General features: G+C 69.1%; 12 protein-coding genes and 1 pseudogene. 6 read left to right on the forward strand and 7 right to left on the reverse strand.

The annotated features are described in order from the left end of the window. The 4 genes and pseudogenes from ACOJSN_RS22695 to ACOJSN_RS22710 all read left to right on the forward strand — a co-directional run. Positions 1-158 (forward strand): annotated as a pseudogene (locus ACOJSN_RS22695) (SAM-dependent methyltransferase); the annotation flags it as partial. Between the two features lie 42 nt (positions 159-200). Continuing rightward, positions 201-584: a VOC family protein gene (locus tag ACOJSN_RS22700; RefSeq protein ID WP_420114757.1), complete on the forward strand. Its 384-nt coding sequence runs from the start codon at positions 201-203 to the stop codon at positions 582-584. Positions 585-732: 148 nt separating this feature from the next. Then, positions 733-1,086, forward strand: coding sequence for an LD-carboxypeptidase (locus ACOJSN_RS22705; protein ID WP_420114766.1), 354 nt, complete (start codon positions 733-735; stop codon positions 1,084-1,086). Positions 1,087-1,119: 33 nt separating this feature from the next. After that, a complete protein-coding gene (locus tag ACOJSN_RS22710) occupies positions 1,120-1,623 on the forward strand; it encodes a hypothetical protein (protein ID WP_420114758.1) in 504 nt (167 codons plus the stop codon). On the opposite strand, the gene ACOJSN_RS22715 is transcribed toward ACOJSN_RS22710, so the two are convergent. The 3 genes from ACOJSN_RS22715 to ACOJSN_RS22725 are packed head-to-tail and all read right to left on the reverse strand — an operon-like array spanning position 1,617 to position 2,920. Next, a complete protein-coding gene (locus tag ACOJSN_RS22715) occupies positions 1,617-1,985 on the reverse strand; it encodes a DUF5615 family PIN-like protein (RefSeq protein ID WP_420114759.1) in 369 nt (122 codons plus the stop codon). The genes ACOJSN_RS22710 and ACOJSN_RS22715 overlap by 7 nt on opposite strands. Then, complete coding sequence (locus ACOJSN_RS22720) at positions 1,975-2,397, reverse strand: hypothetical protein (RefSeq protein ID WP_420114760.1); 423 nt, start codon at positions 2,395-2,397, stop codon at positions 1,975-1,977. Before ACOJSN_RS22720 ends, ACOJSN_RS22715 begins: the two co-directional genes overlap by 11 nt. A 34-nt stretch (positions 2,398-2,431) precedes the next feature. After that, entirely contained in the window at positions 2,432-2,920 is a 489-nt protein-coding gene (locus ACOJSN_RS22725; protein WP_420114761.1) for a glutathione peroxidase, read from the reverse strand. Between the two features lie 55 nt (positions 2,921-2,975). Here ACOJSN_RS22725 and ACOJSN_RS22730 point away from each other — a divergent pair, with 55 nt between their 5' ends. Next, positions 2,976-3,467 carry a methylated-DNA--[protein]-cysteine S-methyltransferase gene (locus tag ACOJSN_RS22730; protein WP_420114762.1) on the forward strand — a complete coding sequence of 164 codons (492 nt, stop codon included), beginning with the start codon at positions 2,976-2,978 and terminating at the stop codon, positions 3,465-3,467. Positions 3,468-3,492: 25 nt separating this feature from the next. On the opposite strand, the gene ACOJSN_RS22735 is transcribed toward ACOJSN_RS22730, so the two are convergent. Then, a complete protein-coding gene (locus ACOJSN_RS22735; protein WP_420114763.1) occupies positions 3,493-5,358 on the reverse strand; it encodes an ABC transporter ATP-binding protein in 1,866 nt (621 codons plus the stop codon). Between the two features lie 132 nt (positions 5,359-5,490). Between ACOJSN_RS22735 and ACOJSN_RS22740 the strand changes: the two genes are divergently transcribed. Further along, positions 5,491-5,913, forward strand: a complete 423-nt coding sequence (locus ACOJSN_RS22740; RefSeq protein WP_420114764.1) for a MarR family winged helix-turn-helix transcriptional regulator — start codon at positions 5,491-5,493, stop codon at positions 5,911-5,913. Between the two features lie 27 nt (positions 5,914-5,940). On the opposite strand, the gene ispF is transcribed toward ACOJSN_RS22740, so the two are convergent. The 3 genes from ispF to ACOJSN_RS22755 are packed head-to-tail and all read right to left on the reverse strand — an operon-like array spanning position 5,941 to position 7,729. Continuing rightward, entirely contained in the window at positions 5,941-6,426 is a 486-nt protein-coding gene (gene ispF, locus ACOJSN_RS22745) for a 2-C-methyl-D-erythritol 2,4-cyclodiphosphate synthase (RefSeq protein WP_420114767.1), read from the reverse strand. Then, positions 6,417-7,220, reverse strand: a complete 804-nt coding sequence (locus ACOJSN_RS22750) for an IspD/TarI family cytidylyltransferase (protein WP_420114765.1) — start codon at positions 7,218-7,220, stop codon at positions 6,417-6,419. Before ACOJSN_RS22750 ends, ispF begins: the two co-directional genes overlap by 10 nt. Positions 7,221-7,246: 26 nt before the next feature. After that, complete coding sequence (locus ACOJSN_RS22755; protein WP_420114768.1) at positions 7,247-7,729, reverse strand: CarD family transcriptional regulator; 483 nt, start codon at positions 7,727-7,729, stop codon at positions 7,247-7,249. Positions 7,730-7,753 lie beyond the last annotated feature (24 nt).

Consider the following 7,753-nt stretch of genomic DNA (forward strand, 5'->3'; position numbering starts at 1 on the left):
AGGTCTCGTTCAGCCCGTTCCGTTACGTGTGGCCGGGTGAGCTGGACCTGATGGCGCAGCTCGCGGGGATGGAGCTCGAGCACCGGTGGGCCGACTTCACGCAGGCGCCGTTCACGTCGGAGTCCACCTCGCACGTCTCGGTCTACCGGCTGGCGTGAATCTGCAAGACCGATGTCGGAGGCGCCGGTGACGATGGGGGCATGACGACACCAGCACCCGTGACCGAGCTCATCGCCTTCACGATCGACACCCCTGATGCCTCCGCCCTGGCCGCCTTCTACGGGGCCCTCACCGGTGGTGAGGTGACCGACTACCCCGAGTACGGCGTCGCGAGCCTGGCCGCTCTGGGCTCCACGCTCTACTTCCAGACCGTGGCCGATTACACCCGCCCGCAGTGGCCCAGCCAGCAGCACCCTCAGCAGTTCCACCTCGACCTGCGCACCGCAGACCTGGACGCTGCGGTGAGTGCCGCCGTCGAGCGCGGTGCGAGCGTGGCGAGCGACCAGCCCAACCCCGAGATGTCCACGGTCATGATCGATCCGCACGGCCACCCGTTCTGCCTCTGCCCGCCCCAGCAGGACTGAACGAGTCAGGTCGAGCGTGGCGGCGGCTAAGGTCACCGCCATGCCCGCTCCGATCTATCCCCGCAAGCTCCGCGCCGGTGACACGGTGCGCGTCGTGGCGCCTTCGCGCTCGCGCGCGCTGGTGATGGAGCACGACAACACGCGGTGAATCAACCAGCGATTCGCCGACATGGGGCTGCGCCTGAGCTTCGGTGAGCACGTCGACGAGGACGACGAATTCCGCAGCGGGTCCATCGCCTCTCGGGTCGCCGACCTGCACGCCGCGTTCGCCGATCCCGAGGTCGCCGCGATCCTCACCGCGATCGGCGGGTTCAACAGCAACGAGTTGCTGCCGCACCTGAATTGGGAGCTGATCGCAGCGAACCCCACAGTGCTGTGCGGGTACTCCGACATCACCGCCCTCAGCAACGCGATCTTCGCCCGGACGGGCCTGGTCGGCTATTCGGGTCCGCACTGGTCGAGCTTCGGGATGCGTGAGCACGTCGAGCCGACCGGTGAGTGATTCCGCACTGCGCTCTTCGACGAAGAACCAATGGTGCTGGAGCCATCGCCGCACTGGACCGACGACGCCTGGTTCGCCGACCAGGACGACCGCACGCTGATCGCCAACGACGGCTGGCTCGCGCTGCGTGAGGGCGAGACGACCGGCCGGATCGTCGGTGGGAACTTGTGCACGTTGAACCTGTTGCAGGGCACCGCGTACATGCCTTCGCTCGACCGCGCGTTGCTGTTCCTCGAGGACGACTACCTCACCAGTCCGGTGGAGCTCGCGCGCAACCTGACCTCGTTGCTACAGGTCGAGGGAGCAGAGGACATCGCCGGCCTCGCGATCGGACGCTTCCAGCGTGCTTCCGGCATCTCGACCGAAACACTCGAGGCGATCGTGGCGCGCCAGCCCGCGTTGGCAGGCAAGCCCGTGCTCGCCGGACTCGACTTCGGCCACACCAGCCCGATGATCACCTTCCCGGTCGGCGGGGAGGCCAGCATGCGGGTGGGGTCCGGTGCTGGCGGGTCGAGCCTGGTGCTCACTCGTCACTGATCGCTGAGCCACCACACGAACGACGGTTGCCCGAACCCGTCGGGCGGAGAGTCGCCCAGCGCGATGAGCGCGCGACGCAGTCGTTCGAGGCCAGGTCGAGTCCGCGGGAAGCGTGCGTGGTGGCAGAAGATGACACCGGCGTGCTCCGGCACCGCTGCCATCGCGAACGCAAAGGTCGAGACATCTTCGGTCACTACGAGTCGACTCTCGACCGTCGCAGTCCGCAACACCGTCGAGTCATCCGCTGCCCGAAGGTCGTCGCGGTCGATCACCGCCTCAGTGTCGAGCCCCGCCTCGGTCAGCAGGCTCGCAAGCCAGCTCGGGTAGTGCTCGTCGAGCAGCAGCCTGATCTCAGACGGCATCGAGTGCCCGACGCCGCTCCCACGCCTCGAGTGCTTCGTCTTGTGCGGTTCGATGGCGGTCGATGATGGCGTCGATCTCGTCGCGGTGCTCTGCCCAATAGGCAAGAGCCGCCTCCACGAGTGCGACCGGGATCCCCACGACCTCCGCGACCTGCTCAGACGAACGTGCTTCGGAGTCGTGCGCGAGCCACGACTCCGCAACGGTCCAGACCTGTGGGCCGTCGATCAGTGCAGCTCGGCGCTCACCTGTCTCGACCGTGAGGAATCGGATCCGCGGGTGCGCCTGCATCCGGAGCCACTCGTCGACGGCCTTGTTGATCACACTCGACTTGGTGCTACCGGTAGCCCGCACGTAGCGACTCAACGAGGCCTGCGTTGCGTCAGCGAACCTGATATTGGTGGGCACTACCATGTAGCACAGTGTAGCGTGCGGCACTCACATGGCGTCAGGCCGGCAGCGCGGCCTCGATCGCAGCGATCACCTGCTCCGACTCCGGCTCGACGGCGGAGCGGAACCTCGCGACCGGCTTGCCATCGGGGTCGAGCAGCCACTTCTCGAAGTTCCAGCCCACGTCACCGGCCTCGCCGGCGGCATCCTCGACCTGCGTCAGCGCCGCGAACAGTGAGTGGGCGCCGGGGCCGTTGACCTCGACCTTGTCCATCATCGGGAACGTGACCCCGTAGGTCGCCGAGCAGAACTCTGCGATCTCGGCGTTGGTGCCGGGCTCTTGGCCCATGAACTGGTTGCAGGGGAACCCGACCACGGTCAGGCCGCGGTCCGCGTATCGCTGCTGCAGTCGCTCCAGGCCCGCGTACTGCGGCGTCAAGCCGCACCGCGAGGCGACGTTCACGACGAGCAGCGCCCGGCCGGCGTGCTCTCCGAGTGTGGTGGCGCGACCATCGAGTGTGGTCAGGGCGATGTCATGAAGGCTCACGTGCTCACGCTACGCCGTGCCACTGGTGTCGGCGGCGGCTGGCAGGATCGAGCGCATGCGCCGCCACCACCTGGACTCGCCGATCGGTGAGCTGATCGCGCTCGCTGACGAGCAGGGGCTGCGGTCGCTGCTGTTCCCGGGCCACCGGGTGCCGCCGTCGATCGAGGAGATCCCACAGTCCGAGCAGGGCTTCGAGGCGCTCACCGAGCAGCTCGGCGAGTATTTCGACGGCGATCGGCACGACTTCGATCTGCCGCTCGCCCCGCGCGGCACCGAGTTCCAGCTCCGCGCCTGGGAGGCGCTGCGGCAGATCCCCTACGGCCAGACCCGCAGCTACGGCGAGCAGGCCGCGATGCTCGGCGGATCCGAGGCCGGCCACACCCTGGCGCGCGCAGTCGGGCTCGCGAACAACCGGAATCCGATCTCGATCATCGTGCCCTGTCACCGCGTGATCGGTGCCGATGGCAGCCTCGTGGGCTACGGCGGCGGCCTGGAGTCCAAGCGCTACCTGCTCGATCTCGAATCCAGCGCCCAGCCGCTGTTCTGAGCCCCGCCGCACCGAGAGTGCAGCGCTACACGCTCGCCAGCTCCTGCTTCCCCGCCAGGTCGGCGTACTCGCCGCCCAGCTCGAGGAGCTCACGGTGAGTTCCACGCTCGATGACCCGACCGCCGTCGAGCACCACGATCTGGTCGGCATCGGCGATCGTGGAGAGCCGGTGCTCGATGGCGATGGTGGTGCGGCCGACCGCGAGTGCGTCGAGCGCCTCCTGCACGGCCCGCTCGGTGGCGTTGTCGAGCGCCGAGGTGGCCTCGTCGAGCACGAGCACCTTCGGATCACGCAGGATCGTCCGCGCGATCGCGATGCGCTGCTTCTCGCCGCCGGAGAACCGGTGGCCGCGGGAGCCGACCACGGTGTCATAGCCCCGCGGCAACCCCGTGATCAGGCCGTGTACCTGGGCCGCACGAGCGGCTGCCTCGATCTCAGCATCGGTCGCGTCGGGGCGCGCGTAGCGCAGGTTCTCGCGGATGCTCGTGTGCAGCAGGTAGGTCTCCTGGGAGACCACGCCGACGACGGAGCTCAGGTCGGCGAGCGAGAGGTCGCGCAGGTCGATCCCATCGATCGTGACCCGACCCGTGGTCGGGTCGGCGAGGCGGGCGACCAGCGAGCCGAAGGTCGACTTGCCCGACCCGGTGTGGCCGACCAACGCCAGCGAGGACCCAGCCGGGACCGCCAGGTCGATACCGCTCAGCGCGGACCGATCCGCACCCGGGTACCGGTAGCCGACGCCCTCGAACCGCACCTCACCACGCACCCGGTCGCGGTCCAGCGCCACCGGCTCCTCCGGGTCGTCGATCTCGACCACGAGGTCGAGGTACTCGAACACGCGGCTGAACAGGGCCATCGAGCTGACCACCTGCACGCCGACGTTGAGCACGCCCATGAGCGGCCGGAACAGCCCCGCCTGCAGGCCGGTGAACGCCACCAGGGTGCCGATCGTCATGCCGTTTGAGGTGGCCGGCAGCCCGGCGATCAGGTAGATCAGCGCGGGGATCGCGGCGAAGATGATGCTCATCGTGGCCATCCGCCAGCGACCGGCAAGCTGGGACTTCACCTCGAGGTCCATCAGCTCATCGGAGGTAGCGGCGAAGGTGGCTGAGGCGCTGGGCCCGGTGCCGAGAATCTTGCCGAGGATCGCGCCGCTGACCGAGAGCGACTCCTCCACCTGACCCTGCAGGTTCGCCATCGCACGCTGCCGCTGCATGGTGACCTCGCGCCGCATGGTGGCGACCTTGCGCGTGAGCCAGATCGCGGGCGGCAGCACGATCAGCGAGAGCAGCGAGAGCTGCCACGAAAGCGCGACCATGGCGACCGCGGTACCCACCGCCGTCGTGATGTTCGATGCCACGGAGGTCGCGGTCGAGGTGACCACGCCCTGCATGCCCTGGATGTCCTGGGTCAGGCGCGCCTGCACCTCGCCGCCGCGGGTGCGCGTGAAGAAGTCCACGGACTGTCGCTGCAGGTGCGTGAACACGTCGGTGCGGAGCCGGTGCATGACCTTCTGGCCGATCGTCGTCGAGAGCCAGGTCTGCAGCACGCCCAGGACCGAGGAGACGATCGTCACGGCGAGCAGGCCGCCGACCAGCGTCAGCAGCAGCGGGACGTCCTGATGCGGAATCGCGTCGTCGATGAGGTGCTTGGTGAGGAACGGGGTCGCGAGGCCCACGAGCGAGGTCGCGACAATGAGCGCGATCACCACAGCGAGGGGGCCACGGTAGGGCCGGAACAGCCCGCCGACGCGGCGCAGGCTCACCGGGTGCTCAGCGAGCTGGTTCGTGTCGGCGGGGTCGAGTCGGGCGACCATCGGGCCGCCGTCCCGCCCGCCACGGTCGACGGCGGACCTGCCGCCTCGGGAGTAAGTGTCGTTGGGCGCTGTCATGGCGCACCACCTGCCTTGTCTGTCGAGAAGATCGGGGCCTGACGGCGGCGGAGCGGTCTCCGCGCGACCGTCGAGCAATCGTGAGGTTACCTCACAATGAGGCTCAACACCAGTGTTGGTTAGAGTATTCCCGTGACCGAGCCCGAGCCCGACGCCAGCGAGCTGATCGTGCGCGCGGCCCGATCGCTGCGGCGCCGCTGGATGGCTTCCCTCGAACCGTGGGGCATCACACCGCACGAGTACCGTGCACTGCACGTGACGACCCACGAAGAGCCGCCGCGCCTGTCGGAGATCGCCGATCGGCTGCGGATCGCACCGAGGTCAGCCACCGAAGTGGTCGACAGCCTCGAGGCCAAAGGACTGGTGCGGCGCGTGCCGAGCCCGACCGACCGCCGCGCCGTGCTGGTCGAGCCCACCGATGCCGGCCGCACGCTCGCCGAGGAGGTCGCTCAGCAGCGCTCCGACCTCGGTGAGCAGATGCTGGCCCCGCTGGCGCCCGACGACGTGGCGCAGCTGCGAGACCTCCTGACCCGCGTGGTCGACGATCGCGCCTGATCGCTCCGCCGAACCCGCGGGACCGGATCAGCCGATCGGGACCACGAGGGCGGTCGCGATGGCGGCGAGGCCCTCGCCGCGACCGGTGAGGCCGAGGCCGTCGGTCGTGGTGGCGCTCAGCGTGACCGGTGCGCCAGCAGCTTCGGAGAGCCTGCGCTGCGCCTCGTCGCGGACGCGCGCAACCTTCGGGCGCGGCCCGATCACCTGCACGGCGATGTTGCCGATCTCGAAGCCCGCCGCCCGCACACGGGCAGCCGCCTCGCCGAGCAACCGCACCCCGCTCGCCCCCGCCCAGGCAGGGTCATCGGTCCCGAACTGCGAACCGAGGTCACCGAGGCCTGACGCGGAGAACAGGGCGTCCGCAGCGGCGTGGGCGGCGATGTCGCCGTCCGAGTGGCCCTCGAGCGCAGGTTCCTCGGCAAACTCGATCCCCGCCAGCCGCAGGCCGAGCCGGCCATCGGCGGCGAACGCGTGGACGTCGACCCCGATGCCGACCCGAGGGTTCACGACCAGGTCCCGTTCGCGAGCAGCGCCTCGGCGAGCGCGAGGTCGGCAGCGGTCGTGACCTTCATGGCTCGATCATCCCCCGGAACGACGTGGACCGAGACATCGAGGAAGCGCTCGACCAGCCCGGCATCGTCACTCACGGCGGTGCGTTCGTCGGCCGCGAGGTCGCGACCCGCGCGATGCGCCCGGTAGAGCGTCGCGAAGTCGAAGCCCTGGGGCGTCTGCACCGCCACCAGCTCTGCCCTGTCGACCGTCTCTGCCACCACGTCGCCGCGGACGCGCTTGATCGTGTCGGCAACCGGAAGACCCGGGATGACCGCGTGCGCGCCGGCACGAACGGCGTCGATCACGGAGGCGATCATCGCGACCGGCGCGAGCGGCCGGGCGGCATCGTGCACGAGGACCACCTCGGCCTTGCGAGGGTCCGCCGCCGCGAGCGCACGGACCACGGACTCCTGTCGCGATGGTCCGCCTGGGCACACCGTGCCGCCGACCTCGATGTGGCGCTGCGGGTCGTCGCTCGATGTCCAACCGACGGCGGACTCGCCGAGGAGCGCCCCCGGCGTGGCTGCGGACTCCGGCGACTCGGCCCCATTCGTCGGCCCGAACACCGCAGCAGCGACGTCGTCGATCCGGTCAGGGGGCGCGGAAACGATGATCTGGTCGCATCCGGCATCCACGAGACGGCGGGCGGCGTGCCACACCAGCGGACGCCCAGCGAGGTGCACCAGTGCCTTGGGCTCACGGTGGCCCAATCGGGTGCCGGACCCGGCGGCAACGACGATGCCGACCGTGCGCACGTCGAGCTACCTCGGTCGCGGGGCGATCAGGAAGCGAGGACCTCGTCGAGGATGGCCTCTGCCTTCTCCTCCTCGGTGTGCTCAGCGAGTGCGAGCTCCGAGACCAGGATCTGGCGAGCACGAGCGAGCATGCGCTTCTCGCCAGCGGAGAGGCCACGGTCGGCGTCACGGCGGGAGAGGTCGCGCACGACCTCGGCCACCTTGATGACGTCACCCGAGGCGATCTTCTCGACGTTCGCCTTGTAGCGGCGCGACCAGTTGGTCGGCTCCTCGGTATACGGGGCGCGCAGCACCTCGAACACCTTCTCCAGCCCTTCGTGGTCCACGACGTCGCGGACGCCGACGAGATCGCAGTTCTCGGCGGGGACCTCGATGGTCAGATCACCCTGCGCCACCTTGAGCTTGAGATAGAGCTTTTCCTCGCCGCGGATGACGCGCTTGGAGATCTCTTCGATGAGGGCCGCACCGTGATGCGGGTAGACGACGGTCTCGCCGACTGTGAAGGTCATGAGTTTGGCACTCCCCTTTCCAAC

The sequence above is a fragment of the Pseudactinotalea sp. genome (assembly GCF_048594945.1).
In the GTDB taxonomy this organism is placed as follows: Bacteria; Actinomycetota; Actinomycetes; order Actinomycetales; family Beutenbergiaceae; genus Pseudactinotalea.